General features: G+C 38.0%; 20 protein-coding genes. 1 reads left to right on the plus strand and 19 read right to left on the minus strand.

Annotation, left to right across the window (positions count from 1 at the left end):
* Positions 1 to 98: 98 nt before the first annotated feature.
* From RYH73_RS17745 to RYH73_RS17755, 3 genes are all read right to left on the minus strand, one after another.
* Positions 99 to 1268 carry a FecR family protein gene (locus RYH73_RS17745; RefSeq protein WP_335314795.1) on the minus strand — a complete coding sequence of 390 codons (1170 nt, stop codon included), beginning with the start codon at positions 1266 to 1268 and terminating at the stop codon, positions 99 to 101.
* Positions 1269 to 1335: 67 nt separating this feature from the next.
* Positions 1336 to 1887, minus strand: coding sequence for an RNA polymerase sigma factor (locus RYH73_RS17750; protein ID WP_335314796.1), 552 nt, complete (start codon positions 1885 to 1887; stop codon positions 1336 to 1338).
* A gap of 172 nt (positions 1888 to 2059) precedes the next feature.
* Entirely contained in the window at positions 2060 to 2713 is a 654-nt protein-coding gene (locus RYH73_RS17755; RefSeq protein WP_335314797.1) for an HAD family hydrolase, read from the minus strand.
* 210 nt (positions 2714 to 2923) lie between these two features.
* Between RYH73_RS17755 and RYH73_RS17760 the strand changes: the two genes are divergently transcribed.
* Positions 2924 to 3283: a hypothetical protein gene (locus RYH73_RS17760; protein ID WP_335314798.1), complete on the plus strand. Its 360-nt coding sequence runs from the start codon at positions 2924 to 2926 to the stop codon at positions 3281 to 3283.
* 519 nt (positions 3284 to 3802) lie between these two features.
* Here RYH73_RS17760 and RYH73_RS17765 read toward each other — a convergent pair.
* The 16 genes from RYH73_RS17765 to RYH73_RS17840 all read right to left on the minus strand — a co-directional run bounded on the left by RYH73_RS17765 (position 3803) and on the right by RYH73_RS17840 (position 22290).
* Positions 3803 to 6163: a GumC family protein gene (locus tag RYH73_RS17765; RefSeq protein ID WP_335314799.1), complete on the minus strand. Its 2361-nt coding sequence runs from the start codon at positions 6161 to 6163 to the stop codon at positions 3803 to 3805.
* A 9-nt stretch (positions 6164 to 6172) separates the two neighbouring features.
* Positions 6173 to 6946: a polysaccharide biosynthesis/export family protein gene (locus RYH73_RS17770; protein ID WP_335314800.1), complete on the minus strand. Its 774-nt coding sequence runs from the start codon at positions 6944 to 6946 to the stop codon at positions 6173 to 6175.
* A 39-nt stretch (positions 6947 to 6985) separates the two neighbouring features.
* Positions 6986 to 8428 (minus strand): capsule assembly Wzi family protein, encoded by a 1443-nt coding sequence (locus RYH73_RS17775; RefSeq protein ID WP_335314801.1) that lies wholly within the window; start codon positions 8426 to 8428, stop codon positions 6986 to 6988.
* Positions 8413 to 9675 carry a WcaI family glycosyltransferase gene (locus RYH73_RS17780; protein ID WP_335314802.1) on the minus strand — a complete coding sequence of 421 codons (1263 nt, stop codon included), beginning with the start codon at positions 9673 to 9675 and terminating at the stop codon, positions 8413 to 8415. The genes RYH73_RS17775 and RYH73_RS17780 overlap by 16 nt, the downstream gene beginning before the upstream one ends.
* Positions 9676 to 9682: 7 nt before the next feature.
* Positions 9683 to 10510: a glycosyltransferase family 2 protein gene (locus RYH73_RS17785; protein WP_335314803.1), complete on the minus strand. Its 828-nt coding sequence runs from the start codon at positions 10508 to 10510 to the stop codon at positions 9683 to 9685.
* Positions 10511 to 10637: 127 nt separating this feature from the next.
* Complete coding sequence (locus RYH73_RS17790; RefSeq protein WP_335314804.1) at positions 10638 to 11195, minus strand: putative colanic acid biosynthesis acetyltransferase; 558 nt, start codon at positions 11193 to 11195, stop codon at positions 10638 to 10640.
* Entirely contained in the window at positions 11188 to 12348 is a 1161-nt protein-coding gene (locus tag RYH73_RS17795; RefSeq protein WP_335314805.1) for a glycosyltransferase, read from the minus strand. The genes RYH73_RS17790 and RYH73_RS17795 overlap by 8 nt, the downstream gene beginning before the upstream one ends.
* Complete coding sequence (locus RYH73_RS17800; protein WP_335314806.1) at positions 12345 to 13424, minus strand: glycosyltransferase; 1080 nt, start codon at positions 13422 to 13424, stop codon at positions 12345 to 12347. The genes RYH73_RS17795 and RYH73_RS17800 overlap by 4 nt, the downstream gene beginning before the upstream one ends.
* A gap of 3 nt (positions 13425 to 13427) precedes the next feature.
* The gene (locus RYH73_RS17805) at positions 13428 to 14588 is read right to left on the minus strand and encodes an O-antigen ligase family protein (RefSeq protein ID WP_335314807.1); all 1161 of its coding nucleotides are present in this window, start codon (positions 14586 to 14588) and stop codon (positions 13428 to 13430) included.
* Positions 14589 to 14636: 48 nt separating this feature from the next.
* Entirely contained in the window at positions 14637 to 15629 is a 993-nt protein-coding gene (locus RYH73_RS17810; RefSeq protein ID WP_335314808.1) for a beta-1,6-N-acetylglucosaminyltransferase, read from the minus strand.
* Between the two features lie 19 nt (positions 15630 to 15648).
* Positions 15649 to 16503 carry a polysaccharide pyruvyl transferase family protein gene (locus RYH73_RS17815; protein WP_335314809.1) on the minus strand — a complete coding sequence of 285 codons (855 nt, stop codon included), beginning with the start codon at positions 16501 to 16503 and terminating at the stop codon, positions 15649 to 15651.
* A gap of 45 nt (positions 16504 to 16548) precedes the next feature.
* The gene (locus RYH73_RS17820) at positions 16549 to 17709 is read right to left on the minus strand and encodes a glycosyltransferase (protein WP_335314810.1); all 1161 of its coding nucleotides are present in this window, start codon (positions 17707 to 17709) and stop codon (positions 16549 to 16551) included.
* A gap of 18 nt (positions 17710 to 17727) precedes the next feature.
* On the minus strand, positions 17728 to 18420 hold the full coding sequence (locus RYH73_RS17825) for a CatB-related O-acetyltransferase (protein WP_335314811.1): 693 nt from the start codon (positions 18418 to 18420) through the stop codon (positions 17728 to 17730).
* Positions 18404 to 19594 (minus strand): hypothetical protein, encoded by a 1191-nt coding sequence (locus RYH73_RS17830; RefSeq protein ID WP_335314812.1) that lies wholly within the window; start codon positions 19592 to 19594, stop codon positions 18404 to 18406. Before RYH73_RS17830 ends, RYH73_RS17825 begins: the two co-directional genes overlap by 17 nt.
* A 25-nt stretch (positions 19595 to 19619) precedes the next feature.
* Positions 19620 to 20735, minus strand: coding sequence for a polysaccharide pyruvyl transferase family protein (locus RYH73_RS17835; protein WP_335314813.1), 1116 nt, complete (start codon positions 20733 to 20735; stop codon positions 19620 to 19622).
* A 10-nt stretch (positions 20736 to 20745) separates the two neighbouring features.
* The gene (locus tag RYH73_RS17840; protein WP_335314814.1) at positions 20746 to 22290 is read right to left on the minus strand and encodes a lipopolysaccharide biosynthesis protein; all 1545 of its coding nucleotides are present in this window, start codon (positions 22288 to 22290) and stop codon (positions 20746 to 20748) included.
* Between the last annotated feature and the right edge of the window lie 11 nt (positions 22291 to 22301).

Raw genomic sequence — 22301 nt, forward strand, 5'->3', positions numbered from 1 at the left:
ATTATTAGGTTTGTTTAATACGAAAAGGAATTGACCTAATGTTCAGCTTTAAGCTACTGATCCGGAAGTGTTAGCGCATTTCCGGTCAGCTTTTTCTATTACTCAGACATAATCGTCACCCTCCTTCCTTTTATTTCGTAAGTAATCTCTCCCGTAGCAGCTAAACTGCTTAACAGATGCTGCAGGCTCTTCCTTTTAGAAAAAGTACCAGCGAAAATCTTATCCTCCATATCTCCCACATAGGTAACATCGATCTGATACCAGCGTCCTATTTTCTTCATGATATCAGTAATATTTTCATCATTAAAGACAAAATATCCGTTTTTCCAAGCGAGTACCGCTTCTATATCTGCTTGTCCAATATCCAACCGATCATTGTCAACGTAAGATAGTGCTTCGTCTCCAACCTTCAGTAGCTGTTGCGTTTGCGCAACTTGCACCCGCACAGTACCCGCCAATAAGGTTGTTTTCATCACCGCTTCGTCATGATAAGCTTGCACATTGAATTTAGTCCCCAGTACATGGATTGTTTGTTGGCGGGTAATAACTGTAAAGGGCCGTCTCTCATCCTTTGTAATTTCAAAATAAGCTTCACCCGTTAAGGTCACATTACGAGCGTTTTTGGAAAACTGTGCAGGAAAAGCTAAAGACGAATTGGCATTTAACCAAACCAAAGAGCTATCTGGTAAAACTACCCGATATTCGCCTCCAACGGGCGTCGTAAGGGTATTATAACGAGCCTCATGCTGCATATCAGATCCTCCCTGATAACGACAGCTAATCTGACCGTCTATCGTCTTTGTAATTTGAACACCCGCCAGCATACTACTTTTACCAGCAGGTAAGCTATCTAAATTAAATGTCGAACCATCATATAATTTCAGTCGAGCCAACGAAGCTCCTGGTAAGATATCGTTTTCAGCAATCTGGTTTTTTGCTTTATACAGGAACAGTTCCCCTACGCAGAAGAAAATTAATATCGAAGCAGCCATCCAATAAATCAACCTGCTTTTTCTCTTTTTGCTATTAATCAACATCTGATGCTTCAGGCGATTCATGCTAGCCTCAACATCATATGACTGCATTTTTTCCAATCCGACCTTAACGATTGAGGGATCGCTTAGTTGTTCAAAAAGTGTTTGATTTTCCTGAGATACCTGACGCCAAGCTTGAACTTCCTCCTCCTCTTCTGTGGCCAGTGGTTCTTGTAGTCGCTTTGAAAGTAGGTAAATAATACGTTCCTGTTTATAAAAGACGTTGCTCGTCATCTTAGATGAATTGGTTAGTCTGTATACGACAAACCAAGAAAAGCGTACCTATTTATTTTTTATTTTTTTAATGGAGGAAGATATAAATAAGTAGAAGCTCCGAAATGCTTCCCGCAAACTGCTGTTTCAGTATTTTTAATGCTCTTACTTTGTGGTTTTTTACCGTTTGGACAGAAAGCGATAAGGTTTGGGCGATCTCTTCATTGGTTAGACCGTCTACAAATCCTAATTGCATCACGTACCTACATTGAGAAGGTAGCTTGCTAATCGCGCGGTGCAGTTCCGCTAACACTTCGGTATGAACCAAATGATGGAGATAATCTTGTTCCGTCTTCTCCAATTGATTCAGCCAAACATGATGTCTCTTGTTTAGTCGTCCTTGTACTTTGATGAAGTCTAGGCAAGCATTTCTTGTAGCTTGATATAAAAACGCTTTCAGGTGCGCCTCGCTAGCCAACAGCTTCTTTTGTTTCCAAACCCGTAAAAAGAGCGACTCGACGATGTCCTCGCTTTCATCATCACCCACATACTTTGAAGCAAAAAAACGAAGCGCAGGATAATACATTCGGTAGATCCGTTCAAAAACAGCATTATCACCTAGATTAATGGCATTGACCATCTTTGATATGAATTATTCAATGAATAATAGCTTATAAATCGGTTAGATCATAAAGGGTATAACAAGAAACCCTTTACGTAAAGGTATAAAAAAATGGAATTAAACAAAAAGATAAGGCAATATGCCTTATCTTGCGCAAGTCACGCTAGCATTTTAGGCTACCAATCTGTAACTAATAGCAGATCGCTTCCAACACCTGATGGAGATTGTCAAAAGCACGTTCAACGATCAACGATTGTCGGATCGGTTCATGTGTTTGTACACCCCAGCATGTAAGACCGGCAGCTTTGGCGGCCGTCGTCCCTGTTACAGAATCTTCCAGTACCAGACAATCCGACTTAGCAACTCCCAATTGCTCAACACACATAAGATAAGGTTCAGGATGCGGCTTCGTATTTTTAACTTCTGTCCGAGTAATCAATAACTTAAAAAATCTCATTATATGGTGGGCCTCCAAATAGTAAGTGGCTATTTCTCGTTGACTGGAAGTGACGAGTGCTATTTGTATTCCTTCTTGGCACAAATAGGTAATCAGCTCCTTAGCTCCTGGCATCATCGGAACTAACTCATCATCATACTGCTTTGCCACACGCGCTTTAATTCTTGCCAAAAAAGTATCAATCACTGTGTGGAATCCAAATTGCTCATGTAACACTTTAATTGCCTGCACATCGGTCTTGCCTGCCAGAGAAGATAGCCAAACATCACTATCCAATGTAAAATTATATTCCGCCAATACGGCTTTCCATGCTTTGTAATAGAACCATTCGGAATCGATGAGTGTTCCATCCAAATCGAACAATACTGCTTTCGGTTGCTGAATCATATTTTCCCTAACTGCTTAACGTGTTCTGCAGTTCGTACAAAATACAAAGAAATTTGAGTTCGTCTGAACAAATGTGTTTTTTTTATTTGGTTAACTTCACCACTTCGAGCTCCCGCCAACGCAAGAACTCCATTTTTTGACCGACGAAGACACGGCTTTGGTACGGCTATTGCATTATAACAGATAATATTGATTTTAAACACATTTGCTATGGAAATTACAACAACTACTGTACACGATTTACATTGGGATTTTCCAAATTCGCAAGATTTTTCCGCACAGATCACCAATAATAAAATAACGAGACTTTGCTTTCAGGATGTGGGTGAATTAACCAATTCACATCTCGACTCGATCAATGAGAAATATTTACGTAATATTCACCGAGCGCTTAGCAATCTGTTTCAACATCTTGATCAGGTTCGCGGTGTTGGCAGTCTCCCTAAGCAGGAAGAGGAAGAAGAGACAACTACGGCTGATCGTGCGCAACAACTTCGATATCTCCAGAAAGACGAAAAGGATATGTTAGAGCATCGTGAGAACATTATGAATCGGATCAGACGATTATAAGAATTTACCTTAGAAAAAAAAAGTTCAACTCATATTCGCTTACTTATATCGGAAGGAATTCCCTTATCATTGTCTATTATGTTATAAATTAGCAGTCTTTAATTTCTTGTATAAAATCGATTAGCGCATTTAAGGCACCAAAATCTTTTCTTGAGAAAGGGAAATAAATATTTGACAATTCTTGAACGGGGAATGCGATAATCTGTTAATGTTTTACACTTAGGGCATTTTGCTTCTTGATCTGGGTTAATAGTATGCATGACGGAAAAGTTGAAGGTTGACAAGCTAGGTATGAACCAAAAAGTCCATGATTCCTCAAACTATTCATTAGTTTTCACCCTATCAATTACCTTGAACTTTTGTAGAAAAAAGTGAATAAAATGAATAGTTGAGCGAATTTAATAATTAGCAGAGATCTCCACAAGTTTAGCGAGAAATATTGAGAAAAAACGACATCTTATAGACGTCGTTTTCGTGTAAAATCTAACGGTCACCAAAAAAGGATTAGTGGTTCAAAACCTATTTATTCTTCCACCATTTTTTCTGTTTTTCTTGCCCATAATGTCCATAAGCGTAGCCATAATAACTATAACCATGTCCCTTCTTACGTACATCGTTTAATATGATAGCATAACTTCCAAGTTTCCTTTCACGTTTCATGTCCTCAGGCAAGGACAATAAATTAAAGGGCGTATAGTTTGCTCGTGTCACAAATAAAAATAGATCTGCATAATTATTAAGTAATTGTGCATCCGTTACGGCTCCAACGGGGGGTGCGTCAATAATAACAATATCAAACCGTTCCCTAGCAATTTTGAACAGCTCCTTGGTACGTTCTTTCATAATTAACTCAGATGGGTTTGGCGGAATCGGTCCACAAGGTGCAAAATAAACGTTTCCTGTTTCATCCACTGGTCTAACTATATCATCAATTATTAAATCTTTGTTAACAATGAAATTAGAAATCCCTTGCTGCCCAGTTTGTGCGTGGTATGTTTTCGAAAGCTTGGGTTTGCGTAGATCAAACTCTAATAAGAGTACTTTCTTCTCCGAATGTGCAAAAACGTTGGCCAAGTTCAACGATATAAAAGATTTACCTTCACCAGGCATACCGGAAGACAATAAAACCACCTTATTACCTTCACCAGCTAGTAAAAATTGAATATTTGTTCGTAAACCACGAAATTGTTCAGCCAAAATAGATCGGGAGGAATCAAATTGTAATAAGTCTACCCCAGAAGTATTATGACTAAGCTCTGCAACAACAGGGGCAGAGGAACGGTCTTCTATATCTTTGCGTCCACGTATTTTCGTATTCAAACTGTCCTCTAAAAAGATTTTACCAGTTGGAATCAGTAAAGCAATAAGAATACCTCCAAGATATATAACAGAAGGTTTCGGGCTAAACGGTTGCTTGTTCGCTTTTGGTTTATCCAGTACGGTAATTCCACCGATACTTGAGGTATTCGCTAAAGCGGTTTCCTCCCTTTTTTGTAAAAGGAACAAATATAATTCTTGCTTCAATTGTTGTTGCCGTGAAAGATCGAGAAATGCACGTTCCTGTACAGGAACTTGTTTAATATTTCCTCTTAGCAAGCCAAAGTTTCGATCAATTTCTTGCTTATTTACCTCAAGTGATCTACGTGTGTTCTTAATGTAGTCGAAAATATTTTCCTTAATCGAATTAATCCGTTTCTCTGCATTTTGAATGATCGGATTATTTGGTCTATATCCCATTAATAAACGTTCCTTTTCTAAAATAAGTCCATTATAAGATGAAATCAATGTATTAAAAGCTTGATCAGTACTTCCGTTGTTTAATACCGCTCCGGAGATTAAGCTTTTTCCTCCTGGAATGTTCAACATCGAATCTACAGCATCCATCATTTGCATACGAATCTCCAGATCCTGAATTTCAGTGGTATACTCCTTATTGCTCTCCAACATCAACTGCGACTGGGCAGAGATATTGGCCAAGCCATTTCCCTGCATAAATTGTTGTATTTTTTGCTCGATACCATTTAACTCAGCATTCACCAAAAGTATCCGTTGATCGATAAATGCAATGGTGCTATCAGCAATTCTACTTTTATTTTGAATACTCTGTTTAATATACTGATCGATATACCTGTTTAAAATGTACTCACCCTTCGATATCAGTCCGCAATCCATTTGCAGATCAATAATGGTAGTAAGCTTGTTGCTAATATTCGTTGTGATGGTCGATCTTAGGGATGATACCGCATCATCAAAAGCTAAAATCTTAATTTTGTATTCCTCCGCAGCAACAACCTTAAAAGCAGCATTTCTCTCTACAGTAAAGGAGCCATAACCTGGTAATTCAAAAGGACTATTAAAGGGAATTTTCTGCAATTGTATTTCCTCGCCTTTATGTTCGTACGATAAATTAAAACTGGTTGTATCGTTAGCATGCATATTGAGTAGCAAAGCTCGACTTACCGTATCCGTAACACCGTTGAAAACAAGTTTATAAGGGCCATCGAATATTTCAAGTTCGCGCATCGGTTCTTGTTTGTACCACATGATATTTAACTTAAAGTCACGAACCAATGCCTCCATCAGCGAGCGAGTTTTTAAAATTTCTGCTTGATTATCCACACCACTAGTGGTTCCTAACATATTTTCAAGACTGAGGCCTGCCGCCGACGGATTGGCCCCTTGCGGTCCATCTTCTATTAAAATTTTAGCCCCAACATGATACATCGGAACGGTACGATAATGCAGATAACCGTAGGCAACGACTATGCATAGAATAAAACTGAGTAGAAAGAGTGGCCATAAGCGAATCAACCGCATAAGGTAATCCTGATAACTGAAGTGTTTGCGTTTGATAGAAGTAGAATCGGCAATAGTACTCATATTCAAATATTAAAGGCGTGTAATAATTAATGCGGCTGTTGACAGTAGGGAAGCAATGATAGCTACGACGCTAAATCGCGATGATTCCGCGGAAGCAATCTTACCTTTACTTGGTTCGACGTATATAATATCATTTTGCTTCAAATAATAGTATGGTGATTTAAAAACTTCAGAATCATTAAGGTTAAATTGCACAAGCTCTTTCCCCGTATCCGTTTCACGGATCAATAAGACATTCTCTCGCCTACCATAAATGGTTAAGTCCCCAGCCATACCAATGGCATCCAAAATATTCACGCGCTCCGAAGGCATCGTATAACTGGAAGGGCGATTAACCTCTCCAATAACCGTGACCTTAAAATTCACGAAACGAACTTGAACAGTTGGATCTACAAAATACTCATTTGCTTTTTCACGAATAAGGTTGCGTGCCTCATAGCTTGTCAACCCTTTTAATTTGACCCTACCAATCACAGGCAATTCTACCTCGCCTTCCTTATCCACCACAAAGCCTGTAACCCGTTGTTGTCCACTACCGGCAGCAACACTGTTGTTGGTAGCGGCCTCATTCACCTGAGAAGCTGCATTAACGTCGACCGTTTGGATCGTAATGTCCAAAATATCATCTTCCTTTATCTTTAGTTCGCTATATGCCGCCTGTTCGATCTTATTGTAATCTGTTTTAGGAATATTTTTAAAGTATGGAATCGTTTTATTACTCCTACATGCCCCTAAAGAAATTATCATAGAAGTCAAAACAAAGCCTATTAGAATTTTTTTCATAGAAATTTTTTCTTTTTTAATTTATTTTCTCACGCTCCATTAAAATATAGTATACCTGGCTCCCAAGCTTATTCCGAAGTTTCGATAGAACTGACCAGTATCCCAGGCCAACTCTCCGGTCAACTGCCATTTCTTAGTTAAAAGATAAGAGACCCGTTGAAGCGAATAAAACTGTCTATAGCGATTATTCACCAACTTTCTTATAACTGACCGATCCATAAAATGCACATTATAGGTAAGCAACGTTTTAAAATAAAATCGATCAAAAGGTTCATATTCAGCTCCAATATTCAGGCCTACAATACGATTGCTAATAATATTGGTATTGCCATTTATTTTACCTTCAACCCCTTCATCTCTTTGCCAATCATAGGGTTGTACAGGCAAAAAATGACTTCCGCGTACTCTGTTAAGAAAGAGAGGCGTTCCTATAATCATATCCTTATATTCCCATCCAGTCTTATAAAGACCATTATTATAATAGCTCTGCCGTTCTTTTCCGTATTCTTCCATTTGTTTGGTATAAATGAACTCAGCCAGAACCTTTTTGATTTTCTTTCGACCGTCCTTAAAGGTTAAACTCAATCCTGCTAAACGATCGATGTTCCGAATATCGATGCCTGTACCGCTTTCGAAGAAAGTTTGGTTATATAAGTGCCAATCACCATAGCTCGCCTCCAGATCCGCGCCGAACTCGAATGTCCCTCTTTGGTCTCCCGCCCGATTTGGACGTCTATTACTCCACGAAGGCGTGGATCCATCATTCGCTTCCTTTACAAAAAACACATTCCAAAAACCTGCCCAGCTTCTATCTAAAGAAAATCGCCCTCTCTTTCCTCCCCATTCGGTAAAATGGGTCATACCTCCAAACAATTTCAATTTTCCTCTTCCTACTCTTAGAAAAAAGGTCTTTTCGTGTAAGTACGATTCATAATAGCGATCTTTCCCCAACCAGCCATGGCTCAGTAAACCCTTGAATTGTAACCAACCATTTGTAAAAGGCACCTTTTTATAATCTGGAACGGCTACACCTATTTTAGGGATAGGAGGCGCATTAGCACTCAATCCTAATGAGCCTGTAGAAAGTGTCGGATCTACTTCTCCGATTACCTCCCGATAGCGCCCACCACGCAATTGCCAGCCCTTATAATTAATTTTTAAGTTTGCTTCTACAAGCGTAAAATCATCAAAGTGGTTATTATTATACAAATCAATTGTATAGTTAAATTGTAAATCGCTTTTCCCAACAGTATGCTCATTGTAGAGGTAAATGTTCGTTGAAACATCACCCTGCCGATCCTTAATTGTTCCATATCGATTTGCAATCAACCAAAATGGTAAAAAATCCTTAGAGGCTGTTGTAGCTACAGTACTTACGGAAAGTCTCAACGAATCTTGCCAACGCCTTACAGAATCTTGGGCAGCCACCAACCCGATACATCCTATACAAATCATCAATAAAAAAATTAAGCGTAATGCCATTTTTTAGTCCTTTCTTTTACACCGATCATTCCCAATAAATTATCCTCAAAGCTTCGCATAATTCTTTCTTTCGAAAGATGTTGTGTTGCATAGTCCCGAGCAGCCTTACGATAAATTGTCAAATCTTCATTCAACATCCTATTCAACCCATCTACCAATGCTTGCGTCGATTCCGGTTCTACCAAGACTCCCAAGTTATCCTCTTGAACTACGTCATATAGAGAGGTATTGGGCATTGCAGTGACCAAAGCGCAACCACCTGCCGAAAATATACCTGTTAGCTTACTAGGCATCACCAAATCAGCAGCGGATTTCTTCTGCAACACCAAGTGGATATCAGCAGTAGCCAATAGTGCACTTAATTTTTCATAAGGTTGTAACGGGTAAAAGAAAACATTATTCAAGCCTCTTTCAGTTGCCGCTCTTTGTAGATTTTCTTTGTTACCACCAGAACCAACAATCAAAAAGCGTACAAAGCGATTTTGTTTAAACGCCTCTGCAGTATCAATAATAATTTCCAAGCCTTGTTTTTCACCCAAGTTTCCCGAATAAAGAACAACTTTGTCCTCCATCGGAATGGCCCATTCTTCACGTAAAGATTCTTGCAGAGATAAGGGTTTAATAGCTGTTTCATCCACCCAGTTCGGAAACAGAATAAACTTTTCTTTCGGCACCCCTTTCGCCAATATTTTTCGTTGCATTCCTAAACTAATGGAAGAGATGGCATGACTATTATTGAGGAGATAACGCTCTGATTTGAACATCCAGTTTAATAAACGCTTGTTGCGGATCATCCCCAAGTCTTTGGCAGCATCTATTTGCAAGTCTTGAATGTGCGTTAATAAACGTGCCTTTTTTATTTTTGCATATAGCAACGCAAAGAAGCCCAAGTGAAAAGGTGGATTGATATTGATTACCACATCGTATTTCTTCTTTAACAATAAGCCGAACCATTTTGGCAATACAGCACCTAAAAAGGAAAATTCATGGAGAATACGTTTTTTTGATGTTACTTCTTTCGGAACGTATAAGGGTACCCGATAAACGGTTACGCCATCAATAATCTCTTTGAACCATCTCTTTCCTTTATAGTCTGGATGGATATCCCACTCAGGGTAATAGGGAGGAGCAGTCACAACAGCCACCTCATGTCCCTGAGCCGCTAACCAAGCCCCCATTTCGCCGGTATATTTTCCAATACCGGTAAGCTCAGGATAATAATTGATACCAAATATTAATATCTTCATAGCATTTCTATTTGGAATTTTGTTTACTTACCAATTCTTTTGTCTTCAAGACAATAAAATACTCATAGATAGACTGTAGCGTAGCATAGGTAGTACCCGCTATGCCATCCATAAATGCTCTTCTCCACAATACCATATACAACCATTTGATAAATGGTCTTCCCGGCATTTTATAAAATAAGCCCTTCTGATGGTAGCGTTTCTCTGTAAAATCTTTGCTGAACAAGGCTTTTCCTAAGGAAAAGCTAGTACCCCTTCCCATGTCTTCCAAACGCATCGCAGCTTCCATATCCGCATAGCTTAAATGGCGTTGCAACCAATAACGAAATCCTTTACTAAAAGGATAATGATCGAGATAACCATTCAATCTACCTACTGGTCCATCAGGCAAAGAAACTGGATTGACTAAACGTTCATAACGCATTTTATCGGGTCTAAAAAAACGCAGATAAAATGGCGATATCTGTGCATGTTTCAACCATCGTCCATTCCAGGCAAAGTCACGTCGCTGAATTTCACAAGCAACTACCTCACTTTGCGCTTGATCAAAGGCTTCTAATGCATTTCTTAAGCCAGCTGAGACACGTTCATCGGCGTCAATATAAAGTACCCACGGATATTTAAATGGAATATTGGCCAAACCCCAATTTTGGTGTGCCGACCAGTTATCAAATTTACGCTGCGTAATTTTAGCATTGGCTTGCCGAGCTATTTCTACCGTACGATCTTCGCTAAAAGAATCGAAAACATGTACGTCATCACACCAGCTCACAGAAGCTAAACATCCCGGTAAATCTTGTTCTTCATTTTTAGTTAAAATCAATACTGAAATCATATCTTTTAATTATTCGTTACTAGTTGCCGGTTGCGTGTTGCCAGTTGTGAGTCCACGGGGCATAAGCTTCATTATCACATTGGCTACTTAACTACTTTCTTACCCAACTACTTAACTAATTCTCTACTTAACTACGCTCCCTCCCCCGCTCTTTCAGTGGCTTACAAGGATGTCCTGCACAAACCATCCAAGAGGGCATGTCTTTTGTAACCACAGAACGCGCTCCAATCACCGCTCCCTCACCTATCGTAACACCAGGATGGATAAAACATTCCGCCGCAATCCACGCGTGCGCTGAAATAACGATGGGTAAAGTATATAAGGGATGTCCCTCCTTCGTGTAATCATGTGTTCCTGTACATACATAAGAACCTTGTGAAACAATAGCCCGATGGCCGATCGTGATTTTACCTTGTGAGTACAATTCTACCCCACTCGCTATACCACAGGCAGAACCCAAGTCCAGATTCCAGGGTGCCCATATTTTTACACCTGGATACACATGCGCTCCCTGTCCTACTTTAGCGCCAAAACATCGTAGCAGAAAAGCCCGATAGCTATGGAAAGGCCGTGGCGAATACTTAAATAACAAGACATAAACAGCTCCCCAAAGTACCCGCATTAAACGATTACTTAAGGAGAAAGAGGCTTCTACATAGGTGTCTTTATTATATCCCTTAGTCATAATTCAACGCTTCTTTTAAACGCTTAGCGGCTATACCCACAGTAAAATATTTATGAAATGTTTTCTCTGCATTCCGTCCCATTTCTCTTTTATTAACTTCATCCAACGCAACCCACTTGCTTAACAAGGCTGTTACCCCCTCTATAGAATCTTCCGCTACTAGTCCTCCCCCTTCCAACTCAATTTCGCGCCAAATATTTACTTGATTGCTAATTAATACGGGTCTTTGACAAGAGAGCGCCTCTACAACCGCAATACCAAAATTTTCCTGATGGCTCGGCAATACAAAGGCACCACAGCCATGAAAAGCGCCCCATTTGAATCGCCCTGTCAACATACCTGTAAAAATGATGTCTGAACTTTCATTTACCAATGCCTGAATCTCCTGCCCAAATGTTGATTCTAACCCTGGACCTGCAATAATCAATTGTGGCAGGTGCGCCATTGATTTTTTCAGCTTCAGATAGGCGCTCACTAATAAGTCTAATCCCTTCTTCGGATGTATTCTACTAATAAACAACAAATAACCTTTTGATCGAATTTGAGGGAAAGCCTCCCTAAACTCATCTGCCATAGAGGCATTCTCTTCTACATCTTTCTCTACCCCTAATCCAACGACCAGTTCCTTTCTAGGTTTATAACCACTAAATGTTTCATGAGCTAACACTTTTTCGGTTTCACAGGTAAACAAAAGCCCTTCTGCTTTATTGATAAGCCGATTTTCAATCAAGGACCAAATCAATTGATTTCGAATGGCTTTTAATTTCCTACCAGCTGATTTTTGGAAATAAGGATCGAGCATGCCATGTGGCATTACATAAATTTTGGTACCTGAAGCAGCGGGCATACTCTTCAATATGGCATAACATTGAAACTGCCAAAGACCATGAACAATGACATTTTCATAAGCGGTTATATTGTCCTTTAGCCAGCTAATTAACTTACTATGGTAATTCCAAGATGTTGCGCCCTTTCCTATTGGAATCAAGTCAAAGCCAACATAATCTTTTCTAATTTCAGCGTCATCCAATGAAACAATGACACTTGAAATATTATGAAATGTTAATCCCTTAACCATTGTTTTTACAGCCTGGCTAACCCCGCCAGCCTTGGGATCCATGGTTGATATGATATGTAAAATACGCGCTTTCATAATATCGATAAAGCGTTTTCAGTCATGTTCCTCATCAATAATTTACTTTTCACAATTTGCTTAGAAGCTCGCCCCATCTCATCCATATCATTCCGCACCATGTGAGATAAAGATTGTTTTAGCTCCTCCAAATCATTCAGGAGGATGCCATTCCGTCTATCCTGGATATAACTATATTCTACACATTGCAATATCTGGTCACTTCTTCTAAAAGTAAGGATGGGTTTCCCATAAGCCATGGCCTCTACTACCGAAAGACCTATCCAACCCGGTTGATAATACAAGTCAGCGATAGAAAACAATTCGTCCTTTAATTGCTTTTCGTAAACCTTTCCGTAATCGTATACATTAGGGTAAGCTTTGAAATCCGGTTTATGTATCCCATCTCCTATGATGATAAAACCATATCTTTGAGGTTCCAACAACTCAATCGTCTGAATTAAAAGATCAAAGCGCCGATAGGGATTGTCAAAGCGTGCACAATAGATAAAACAAATCTCTTGCTGAATACGATGCTTTTCTTTTAAACCCCTTCGCTCATCAGCGGTATAGTCAGTAGCCAATACATCCTCCACACCCGATATGGTATTGTTCAAGGCTACAATCGATTTGCCAGGAAAAATCTTTTTCCATTGTTTTTGCTCTTCCTCTGTATATAACCACACACCATGCGACAGTCCTATCATCCATCGAAATAAAAGATTCGGTTTTTTTTGTTCCTGTAAATAACGTTTGACCGAAATTCCTTGTCCCCAAAGAATGACTTTTTTGCGATGAAACACTTGCGTGAGCAGGAGAAACCATGCACTGATATGCCCGAAATGAAGCATGAGGACAAGCGTATCGTACTTTTTTGTCAGCAAAGGAAATATACTGTAGAAGATAAATCGATTTCCCAAGAAACCGAAGTTCTTTATGTTCTTTACCTGCAGTTCGCTGACCTTAAAGTTGGCATACTCACTCCCGTTTTCATAAACATAAATATCTAAATTGACATGGCTCGCCAATTGTTTGAAAAATTCCTCGCGGTAATGAGGAACTAAGGGATTCAGTAATGCAACATTTTTCAATACCATAGACTAAAATTTAACATAGGTCAATAACAACCAATACGTAAATACGGGCATGCTTACGCTATCTAATAGATAACCTTCAAAAGTTGAACTAATTAAAAAAAATACAGCCAGCCCTCTAAATAGATTTACAATCATATTATTATACTGAGGCAGCTTAGCGAAAAATAACCTGATGAGCTCAAGGAGGCTTCTAAAGAAAAAAATAGTTCCAAAAATCCCAGTTGCCACAATCGAAAAAAGAAAGGCATTTGTTGTTGCCCCTACCTTACCATATCCAAACAACGGAAGCTCAGAAGCCTGTTCCAACATAGAGCCCCATGTCCCTTCTCTTGTATTACCCCTACCTGCAAAATCCAAGGAAGATAAAGTCAAATTTGCATATAGGAAAAGGCCAAAAATCAACGTACCCAGCACAAAAACGGGTTTAAAAGAACTATTTTTCATCGTATACGATGAAATAAATGTTACCCCTATTGTACCGGAAAGTAAGGAAGTCCTTGAACCTGTTAAGATGGAGCCATATATGCTTAGTAACATGGCGATTAAGAAGAACATTTTTATTTTCAAGGTTTTGCCTTCCATAAATAAGGCAAAAGAAACAATCCAAGCAATAGCAGTGCACATTCCTAAAAAATTGGGGTGTGCTGTTACGCCAAACAGACGCCCCTTCCAAACCACATTGGCACCAGGATATAATGCGAGAAACACATTAATTGCAACAAACACAATGGCTCCATAGAAGAAATATACCAATACACCTTTATTAACGGAGCTGTACAACGGGAGTGACCGCAATACATAAAAGAAATAAAAAAAGGTTAGTATGATGAACCCCACCCTTACAAAGAAGTCTTGGAGATCGCTTTTATATAGGAAATCCGTTAAAACAATAATGAGTTGAAAAACAAAATAGCAAACAAGCCCAACAGGAATTCCAATGTCTCCGCTTCTATCGGTCCTGCTGAGATTAATGAAAATAGAAACAAGCATTAAGGCGCCCACTAAAAGGAGAGATAACTTCTGTACCAATGCGACGTAAGCAGGTACAAAATAATCTACCGCATCATCTCCTGATGTCCCTGTGCGAAACGAAGCAAGGATGAAAATAAGGGAGCATATGATCAGTAATACACGCTCTTTATTTTGATCGATTTTTTGATGCATTGGACCTTTTCAATTTATTGTTAAAACACATTTTTTCTCGACCTACTTTTATATACTATTTGACCGATGATTAAAATTTATCGCACCATTATGACTCGCCCGATGAATTTTCAATAACTCGCCATCGATTTTATCGAGTAAATCTCTGGAATATAAAGAGGAAACTTTTCGTACAAATAGCCGATCGGTATGCTTTACTTTGTCAAAATCGTCGAGGTCAAACCATTTCTTTAACGTAGGATCAATGATATGGATATTCGCAAACGCTGATGTAAAGGGGACATATGGTTCCTCTCCTTTATACAAATTGCTACTGGAAAAATCGGAGTTAAAGAATATGGTATGGAAAAATTTTTCGTCAGAAGCGAGCGAATATTGGAAATATTTACTGATTTCTTTATGCTTAGAAGCATAATTTTCTATGTATCGAATCACATCGATATTTAAAGCCCACCAGGATGATCCATGATATATGTCAACCTTATTATTATCTCTGTTGACAATATAATTGGGTTTTTTCAATAAACTTCCTACAAGATTCAATCCCTTACGTACTAACCGCGTAAAACTTCCATTGTAAGCAAAAAAATCAAAGAATAGATAATTACGCACACAATAATTATACTTCTTTGTGTTGGCCTTCGTAATATTCATTCCTCTTATAAAATTTATAACCTTATGTTGGTCAAAAAAGCGGTGGATGTACTCATTATTTTTTATTGGGTAATCCGCCCCAGACATAAAGACAACCTTCTTGTATTCCAATGGGTTGCTATCGTTCTTTTCTAAACATCTTCTCAATAAGTTAAGTGTTGCCCTTACTTGCGAAAACCCGCCCCAATATACTTTGATACGATCTTCTTCTTCCAAAAAAAAGACGTTAGGTTTATTAATGTGCTCCAAAAATGGCTCGATTTGTTGCTTTAGATCAATATGTATAAAAAAGTCAGCGTTGTAGTCCAACGCATTAACTAGCCTCTTTAGATGCTCAGGATCACTATGAGCTGCAATTAGATAAGCGATTTTTTTCTTTTTTTCCATATGATTCTATAATAGCCGGTTACCTAAAAATGTCTTCGGGAAACGCATTGAGTAAATCACTTTTCATCTTTTCTAAGTCAGGCAATGCAGGAATAGCAGTAGCTAGCCCCTCCTCAACCGTCTTTACTTTCGTAAATTCCTTCCGCCCCGTACTCATAAAATAATCTTTGTATTTGAATAAATTATCTTTTTCAACCTCGTCCAATAAGATGGCGGGGACACCATAGGCCTCTGCAATAATAACTCCATGTAAAGATGAACTGATAATTAATTTGGCAGATGCAATCTCATTAATAAAATTTTTCCAATCAGCTGTTAAAGGTGATAACACGGGGTACCCCATCTTAACATACTTATCTACCGTTTTCCAATGTGGAATGACTAAAAAGTCTTTTCTATCGACAACAACTGGCGGAGCATAAAAAATAGGCAATAGAATAGCGGGATCGCCATAAACCATTGGAACATCATAACCAATCTCCTGCAGCTTACCTCGGGTTAAAGGGCCACGTACCGCCCTTACATCAAGCTTCAGTTTTTTTTTCGCGAATGGTTCCGCAACGTACTCAAATAAAAAACCACTGCCATATACCACTGCATCAGCAGTTAAAAACTGGATAACAGAGCCTATAAAGGTAATTCTTGTAGTACGTCTTGCTTTCAAGGAATTAATCCCTTTATATTTCATCAAATAGTCAAAGGTTACTTTTGATAATAAATCACCTACATTGGGTTGCTTATCAGGACCAATTTTTTCATCGAAGTACATTAGGTTAACCTGATTAGGTCGGATTAACCTATGATATTGCCCGAATATTGTCATCCTGCCTGCTAGCTTTTTAGTCCATTTATTCAAAAGTATTTTCTTTAACATAAAACCTGATTAGTATAATTCGTTTTTGTCATTCGTAAAATCATTTCATACAACTAATGTTGAAGCAAAATTTTCGGGAGTACGTTCAGCTACAAATTTTGCTGCATCACTCCTCCAATAGTCATGATGAAGAAGCTCCTCTATTTTTTGCGCGATCAGTTCAGGATTCACTTCGTCAATCAATATGCCCAAGCTGTATGTTTCAATAAGCTCCTTGAGCAGGCCTTTTCCCGTAGAAATGACCGGTTTGTTGGAAGCGGCGGCATGGCCCAATATACCACTAGACGCTTCCGCATGCTTATATGGGATAACAATTGCATAACACTGGTCCAAGATACTCTTCATCTTTTCATTAGACAGAAAGCCCGGATCATAAACAGCTCTAACACATGTGCTTTCATTAATCTGACTGATTTCATTTTCGATTCGTTCCGACATTTGAGCACCCCCAGGAGATCCAGCAACTAAAATCACCAATTCATTTTGTAATTCTGGCTTAATAAATAAGGCAGACTGAATAAATTCTATAGTGCCTTTTCTATCACTTAACGCACCTGGGTGCAATAATATCTTGCGGTGACGTTCAATGTCGTAGTAACTGTATACGTCAAAATCATTTAACGGTTGTAATGACGGAACCGGATCGTTTAGAACATGGAATAATCCTTTTCGGAATGTACCATTTAAGTAATCAACCGAACTGGGATCATTTAAAATAAAAACACGCTCAATACGTTTGTTGCTAGTATAAAACTTTGTTATTAAATACTTTCTAAGATATTTAAATCGTTCACTCCACTGCTGTTTGCCCATCCGATAGAATTGAAGGAATAGAATACCTCTGATTTTAAAACTCGGCCTTAGAAATATTAAACTAAACTGAAAAACATTAAAGTGCAAAAGAAAGACGTGGCTAGCGAGATATTTCTTTGCATATTTCTTCACTAGTTTAAAGCGAGAAAAAGACATCTTAATTAGATTACCGTCGATACTGCGTTGATATTCCTCATCAGTTATCTCCACAAGAAGCACATTATGAGCATTCCTCGCATCGCTCACTAAAAGTGGAAATTTTTCTTTAAAATGAGGGTGGACAATAAATACATTGTTACCTTCTCTCTTATAATCTTTAAAGTAATTAATAAGATGCCCAATATATTCTGAATGGTGTCCCGTGATTTCTATGTCAAAAAACAAGTAATTCATTAATTAAATTTTAAAAGTTCATCGAACAAATTCATGCTTATCATGCCTTGCCATAAAATCGCTGATATCGTGCATATCTTTGAAATTTTCTGAAAACCATTCATCGTCCTCGTCCCACCATCTACGTTGCAATAGGAGAGAGATTTGCTCTTCCTCAAATCTTTTCTTTATCAACTTCGCAGGCACCCCTGCTACAATTGAATAGGCTTCTACGTCTTTTGTTACTACAGCACCCGAAGCTACTATTGCTCCGTCACCAATCGTTACTCCTCCTTTAACAATCACATTTGAGCCGATCCACACATCGTTACCAATATAAGTTCGTTGAAATTCTTCAAAGTATTCTTTATCAGCAAACGTTTTCCCCAATCTCCCTTTTCCAGAATAGAAAGCGGGATGGACAGAAACAAAAATCCGAGTTGGGTGGCTACCCAGACCTATTTTCACATCAGGACCAATACATGTAAATTTTCCAATAACGGTTAAATTCACATAGGAATTTGAAGAGATGTAGGAATAATCACCGAGTGCTGAATTGTTGAACGAAACACCATTTGCCAATGAGTTATGCTTACCAAATACTGAATTATTGGCATGTACCAAGCCACGGACCTTAAGTGTCTCATTCCTCATTTGTACTTTAAAAGTTGCCAAATAAGTCACAAGAAAATTATACAGAGGTAATAAACAGATTTTAACGAATCTTTTCATTTGTTTTTTTTCTTAATCTCAACAACACTTTGCTAGCAAAGACTTTTAAATAAACATTGGGTTTCAATTTAAAAATATAATAATCCCAAACTGAATTATCCGTAATATCAAGTCCTTGAAAATTATTTTCAAACAACGTTGTTTCTCCCAGCTTAATATCCGCCCCCTCTATACCATAGATTACATTTAAGATAGCAGGCTTCATTTGCAAGGAATACCCTGATAAAGGTTCACTATTACCCCCTTTCAATTGTTTACTTGACAAGAGGTATTTTGTTTTCACATTATCAAGTGGCTTCATTCCATACAAATCAATGGTAATATCATATTCCTGATATTCTTTATGCAGTTTTTTTAAAACACTTGGAATTAATTCAAAAAATGCATCATAAATATTAATAGATTTATCAATTTCTTGAAACCTTATCGAATTCATCTTTCCTACAAATAGAGGAACCTGAAAGTCCGTATTCTTAGATTTATTATGGGTACCGCTGTCAGAAAAATTTGTTGCAAAAGACTTATTTGGATATACAAAATATTTGTTTTTGACAACTAAATACTTAATAAAGAACTTTAACCACGAAGATTCTGGCCATCTTTTCACATTTTCAGGTATAGGATCGTCCTTTTCTATGCGACCTTCGTGTTGGTACCAACTCTTGAACCCTTCCCACTGTTTGAGCGTCCACGCTTGTCCCCATGAAGAAGCAAACTGCAAAAAATAAGTATCATTTTCTTCCGGGATGATTTCAAAATGAAATCGATTAAATGGGTTTTTTCGATGATTATATAAAGAAATACCACCGACTCGTTCATCGTTGTTATAAAACCGTAAGGCCTCCTGTGCATAGGAATAGAATTGCTCACTAACTACCAGATCATCTTCCAAAAGAATAACACTTCCATATTTGATTGCTAGGTCTCCACATAAAATAACGTGTTTCCTTAGTCCGAGTTTTTCATGATGATTTACCACTAATTTATTCCCATATGTCCACAAAAACTGATCAGCAATAGCAATCACTTCTTTTCTGGCATCCGAATCTTGATAGTCTACACTAATAATCATGTCAATATCATTACGATCATATTGGCCATTTTGAATAGACAACAACAATCTTCTCAACGACTCCGGTCGATTAAATGCGACGATTATTATAGCAGGTTTCATTTTCTATTTTACACTTCAGTAAATCCTAATTATTAACAATGTCTTCAAGCAGGTTTTCAATGACACCTGCATTACTTTTATATCTCTCTTCAAGACGATTTAAAATAACACTCCTGCTTTTAATCATATCAACTAATCTTCCACTAACAGTAGTAGTATTATTTCGATAATCGAGTACAACATCATATAATGCATTGTCTTTATATATCCCAGCGATCTTTTTATTATCAACAGGATTGATAAAAGGGATTGATAACGTTTTACAGATTGTTCCCAGTAGTAAAACGTGAAGACGATTACTGATAATCAAGTCAGATCCTTTGTAAAGATGTATTGCTTCATCTAAAGACAATAGTTTATCAATGAATTCGACCTCGAACTCTTTAGCAAATAATTCTACCAACTCTTGAGCAGCTTCACGATCATATTGTACCTGATAGGAAACGACTATTTTATAATCACCTAATGATGATTGGTGCAATACATCAAATAAATGATTCTTGATTTCAGCAAAATAATCGCCATGATGACTTGTTCCAGATTTACTGGCCCTAAAACTTATCAGTATATACCGACCCTTCACAACCCCCTCATTTTCATTGAATTTGGGGTAAAACGCCCATGCTAAATCGGGAAAATAACGAACGTTGGAAAAACGAAAGCGTTCGGCCTTAGCAATAGATTGCTTATCTCTAAGTCCATAAACATGGAAAGCACTTGAGTAAAGTGATTCAGCAATCATATTGGGCGCATCAAAAGTATTTAAAGAAATACCTAAACGCAGTATTCTACATCCCATCTGCTTCAATTTACGCAATCGTGAATTAAAAAAACGTACGCGCGATAATGCTTTTTTAAAGCCTTTAACGGAAAGATCTCCAGGAACAAAAACCAAGTAATATTTATCTTCAGATGGAGTTTTTAATCTATGCTCGGCAAAATTAAAGAGACCTTGGGTAGTAATCTCAGATAGTTTTTGATCATTTTCAGCTAGAAGTTGAGTAATAAAACTAATAGGCTTGTTATTATCATCAATAATAACTTGCCCGTGCCTTCTCAATAGAGTAATCAGGGACTTATTGATCAATAAGTCTCCCATATTGTCATACTGCGTTACCGGATTATATAAAAAATAGTTCATTCAGTCTTTTTTAATTTTTAACCTTAACCATCTTACCAAAGGCCATTTTGACTAAGTTGTTAATCATATTACGCTCGTGTATTGAAATACCGGCTAAATAGATCAGCATAACATATAGAAGTATCGTTATAATAAAGAATGGAGCAATATGCCATATACTACTGTTCAATCCGATATGCTCATAGGTAAATCGGGCAATCAAAAACAGAATAGCGGAAGGAATCAGGGGGGTTATCACAATTTCCTTCAGAAATTGTGATACGGAAAATGCGGTCAGCACATGAAAGTAATAGACTCTAAAATAACTAGCTACAAACTCCAGTGATACTGTGCTTATCATAACAGATTCCGCTGAGTAGCCCGCTTTTAATGCAAAATAACTAATCGGTACCGTCAATATCTGTACCGTACCAACAACCAACTGATAACGCTTGATTTTACCAATAGCCTGCGTAGCGACCATGATTCCCATACTGAACTGTTGCGTTAAATTGAGTACCAACATGTAACGACAGAAGGAGATTGTATATTCTGGAACCTGACCAAGCCAAAAATTCAATACTTGTGGCATGGCAATAAACATGGGAATAGAAACAATTGCATTTAAATAAAACGAAAATTTCCCTGCAAAAACCGACAGTCTTAACATCCTTTGCCGATCTCCGGCTCCCTCGCTTTTCATCATTTGAGGACGTACCGTTTTCATCATCGTCATAGAAAGAAAAGACATCTGATTATTTACCTGATTGGCTATGGAATAAGCAGCGTTAACAACCGTTGAATAAAACAAATTTAACACCACCGCCACCCCTTGGCTTCTTGAAAGTCCGCAAATTACGCCAAATAAATTCCAGCTAGCAAAGGACCCCATTTCTTTGATGAGTTTCCAATCATAGACCTTAAAAATATGCACCGAGCATTCGGAATATTTTCTCCGGCAATAGACTTGTTTAATGATACGGATCAAAACAGCACTAACCATCGTTAGAAAACCGTATACGATTAATTTATCCTGCAATACATACGTGAGTAAAATGGCAACAACAAGCTTCAGAACACTCTCAAGAATATTAATCAAAGCCACAAACGCCATATTTTCATGAGCGTTAACAACGGCATCATAAGGAACCGAAATAATCGACACAAAACTGGAGATAACGGTGAAATGGAAAATTATCTTCGCAGCAGAAATCCGATCAGGTTCTATATTAAGTTTAGTTTCGATAAAATAACTTCCCAGTAACTCGAAGATTACCACCAATAATAACCCCAGCAAAATATGGATCAATATGCTATTTCCCAATACGCGTTTGATTTTAACCATATCCCCTACACCCATATTAAAGGAGAGGTAACGCTGAGTAGACGTCGTCATCGCGGCGTTGAGGAAAGACAGCATAGCAATGACCCCACCTACCACATTATATAAGCCATAATCGCTAGCACCCAGGTTACTCAAAATCAAGCGAGTAGAATATAGGCTAATACCAATAGTAACCAACATTCTACCATATAATATGGCCGTATTTAAAACAATTTTATTTCCAGCGTTCATCAATCTTTGCG

Origin of the sequence: Olivibacter sp. CPCC 100613 (genome assembly GCF_036959255.1) — a bacterium.
Classification (GTDB): domain Bacteria; phylum Bacteroidota; class Bacteroidia; order Sphingobacteriales; family Sphingobacteriaceae; genus Olivibacter.

Bases quoted from the DNA above. Each gene is read 5' to 3' on its own strand.
- RYH73_RS17760 (WP_335314798.1), top strand. From the start codon at position 2,924: ATGGAAATTACAACAACTACTGTACACGATTTACATTGGGATTTTCCA.
- RYH73_RS17765 (WP_335314799.1), bottom strand. From the start codon at position 6,163: ATGAGTACTATTGCCGATTCTACTTCTATCAAACGCAAACACTTCAGT.
- RYH73_RS17825 (WP_335314811.1), bottom strand. From the start codon at position 18,420: ATGAAAAGATTCGTTAAAATCTGTTTATTACCTCTGTATAATTTTCTT.
- RYH73_RS17770 (WP_335314800.1), bottom strand. From the start codon at position 6,946: ATGAAAAAAATTCTAATAGGCTTTGTTTTGACTTCTATGATAATTTCT.
- RYH73_RS17800 (WP_335314806.1), bottom strand. From the start codon at position 13,424: ATGGTATTGAAAAATGTTGCATTACTGAATCCCTTAGTTCCTCATTAC.
- RYH73_RS17745 (WP_335314795.1), bottom strand. From the start codon at position 1,268: ATGACGAGCAACGTCTTTTATAAACAGGAACGTATTATTTACCTACTT.
- RYH73_RS17815 (WP_335314809.1), bottom strand. From the start codon at position 16,503: ATGTTAAAGAAAATACTTTTGAATAAATGGACTAAAAAGCTAGCAGGC.
- RYH73_RS17820 (WP_335314810.1), bottom strand. From the start codon at position 17,709: ATGAATTACTTGTTTTTTGACATAGAAATCACGGGACACCATTCAGAA.
- RYH73_RS17810 (WP_335314808.1), bottom strand. From the start codon at position 15,629: ATGGAAAAAAAGAAAAAAATCGCTTATCTAATTGCAGCTCATAGTGAT.
- RYH73_RS17780 (WP_335314802.1), bottom strand. From the start codon at position 9,675: ATGAAGATATTAATATTTGGTATCAATTATTATCCTGAGCTTACCGGT.
- RYH73_RS17785 (WP_335314803.1), bottom strand. From the start codon at position 10,510: ATGATTTCAGTATTGATTTTAACTAAAAATGAAGAACAAGATTTACCG.
- RYH73_RS17775 (WP_335314801.1), bottom strand. From the start codon at position 8,428: ATGGCATTACGCTTAATTTTTTTATTGATGATTTGTATAGGATGTATC.
- RYH73_RS17755 (WP_335314797.1), bottom strand. From the start codon at position 2,713: ATGATTCAGCAACCGAAAGCAGTATTGTTCGATTTGGATGGAACACTC.
- RYH73_RS17840 (WP_335314814.1), bottom strand. From the start codon at position 22,290: ATGAACGCTGGAAATAAAATTGTTTTAAATACGGCCATATTATATGGT.
- RYH73_RS17790 (WP_335314804.1), bottom strand. From the start codon at position 11,195: ATGACTAAGGGATATAATAAAGACACCTATGTAGAAGCCTCTTTCTCC.
- RYH73_RS17835 (WP_335314813.1), bottom strand. From the start codon at position 20,735: ATGAACTATTTTTTATATAATCCGGTAACGCAGTATGACAATATGGGA.
- RYH73_RS17750 (WP_335314796.1), bottom strand. From the start codon at position 1,887: ATGGTCAATGCCATTAATCTAGGTGATAATGCTGTTTTTGAACGGATC.
- RYH73_RS17795 (WP_335314805.1), bottom strand. From the start codon at position 12,348: ATGAAAGCGCGTATTTTACATATCATATCAACCATGGATCCCAAGGCT.
- RYH73_RS17805 (WP_335314807.1), bottom strand. From the start codon at position 14,588: ATGCATCAAAAAATCGATCAAAATAAAGAGCGTGTATTACTGATCATA.
- RYH73_RS17830 (WP_335314812.1), bottom strand. From the start codon at position 19,594: ATGAAACCTGCTATAATAATCGTCGCATTTAATCGACCGGAGTCGTTG.